This window comes from Methylotenera sp. (assembly GCF_030653755.1).
Classification (GTDB): Bacteria; Pseudomonadota; Gammaproteobacteria; order Burkholderiales; family Methylophilaceae; genus Methylotenera.
The window spans coordinates 1-2,055 of record NZ_JAURYU010000039.1 but is presented as its reverse complement, the minus strand read 5'-3'; the positions used below and the strand labels follow the sequence as shown (position 1 = coordinate 2,055).

Here is a 2,055-nt window from a genome sequence, read left to right as displayed (position 1 = left end):
TGTCGCTGCAAATAGCGCGTGGCATCGGCTAGTCCCTCGCTCATACGACCACCTTGTTCGGAGGCACGGACAATGCCGATTAAATAACGAGGCAAGTACGGTTCGGCCTCCATCGCATTCGATAAAGTGCTTCCTTCGGAGAGGCGGCGTAGTAATCGATTGACCAATTCGGTCATGGTTTTACTATTATGCTGTTTAGCTAAAACAGTCAGCGCGCGTTCTACGGTAAGCCCCGCCTTCAGCATTTCGGCCAATTGCTCAGTGAACATGGCAAGGCTTGCTAAATTGGGCTTGGCATCAAACTTGATGGGCCGATTGAGTAAGTCGAGCCAATTGCTGGTATTGGCCGTAATCGATAACGGGGTTAACCCTGCGCGCAAAAGCTCAAGTGCAACTGTTTCTTCTGAGGTAGATGTGATTTCCAAATCACGCATTTCTCCAGCACGGGTTAAAGCTTTGACGCTAAATTTATTTAGACTTTTCGCCATTCCACAACTCTTAGGACTTCTTCAAGAGAGGTTTCTCCGGCGAGAGCCTTTTCAATGCCATGCTGCCAAAGGCTGGTGCCGCCTCGTTGACGCGAGGCTTTGATTAATGGGCTTTCGTCTTGTTTTGATCGAATAATGTCACGTTCTATTTCGTCTATTTCGATGGCTTCGAAAAGGGAAGTTCGACCGGAATATCCGCGACCTTTACAATGATAGCAGCCGGTAGCGGTATAAACAGTATCAGGGATAGCTAGTCGATTGACTGCGGCGTTGATAAATTCAGCTTCAGTCTCGGAAATGGCCCTTGGACTTTTGCAGAAGGGACACAATTTTCTAACTAAACGCTGTGCGGCAGTCAGCTCTATAGTCGAGGCCAGCAGAAAAGCTTCCACGCCTAAATCAAGTAATCGAGTGATTGCGCCGGCAGCCGTATTGGTATGTAAGGTCGATAACACCAAGTGACCAGTTAACGCGGCACGTATGGCAATATCGGCCGTCTCGCGGTCACGAATTTCACCAATCATGATAATGTCAGGATCATTTCTTAGAATCGAGCGAAGCGCTGCTGCGTAAGTTAAATCAATTTCCGGTTTGATTTGGAGTTGCGAAACGCCCTCCAGCACGTATTCAATCGGATCCTCAACAGTGACGATCTTGAGCGCTGGATTCAGAAGGGCATTTAGCGATGCATATAGCGTTGTTGTCTTGCCACTACCGGTTGGTCCTGTGATTAGAATAATGCCATGGGGTCTTTTTAAGGCTTTTTTTAAGGCATTCAGGCCATAGGACGAAAGATCAAGCGTGTCGAGATCTAACTGAACGGACTGTTGGCCTAATAAACGAATAACGATTGACTCGCCTTGAAGCGAAGGGAATGTGGCTATACGCAGGTCTATACTCCTTCCTCTGGACGTAAACCGGATTCTTCCATCCTGAGGTACACGTCTTTCCGCTATATCAAGTTTAGCCATCAGCTTGATCCTGGAGGCGACAGGATCGGCCCAGCGAGCGGATAGTGTTTCAACTTTCTGTAACAAGCCGTCAATCCGGAAGCGGATAGAAAAGGTGCTGCTCTCGGGTTCAAAATGAATATCCGAGGCACCTAAATCACTGGCTTCCATGATAAGTCGATTGACTAATCGAATCACCGGTGCATCCGATGCAAGATCGCTGAGTTTTGTAATATCCTCCTGTGTGATACTTGTTTCATCGACAGCGGACAATGCAACTGACTCTTCTATCTCGGTATTTGCGGCGTCCAGCTTATAAAAAAAATCTTCCAATTCAGATTCAAGAACTGCGTATCGTTTAACAGGTAGGCCGGATGCAAACGCAAAACAGGCGGCAGCAACATCATCCGAAGGATCGGCCATGGCCAGTGCCAAAGTTTGTTGATCAATCCATAAAGGCAGTACTTTTTTAGTCCTTAGAAAATGCGGATTGAGACGATTGATAGTTAAGATTCCTTCCGGAAAATCAGCTCTACGCACGACTTCGATATTTAACATTTCCGCAAAAACCGCCGCCATTTCATGCTCAGTGACAAATCCTAATTTGGTGGCTACGG

General features: G+C 47.2%; 2 protein-coding genes. Both read right to left on the bottom strand.

Going from position 1 to position 2,055, the window contains the following annotated elements; genetic code table 11:
• On the bottom strand, positions 1-488 hold a 488-nt coding region (locus Q7U33_RS07005; RefSeq protein WP_304859033.1), incomplete at its 3' end, for a type II secretion system F family protein.
• Positions 473-2,055 (bottom strand): GspE/PulE family protein (locus Q7U33_RS07000; protein WP_304859031.1); only part of this gene is annotated, 1,583 nt, incomplete at its 5' end. The genes Q7U33_RS07005 and Q7U33_RS07000, both read right to left, overlap by 16 nt.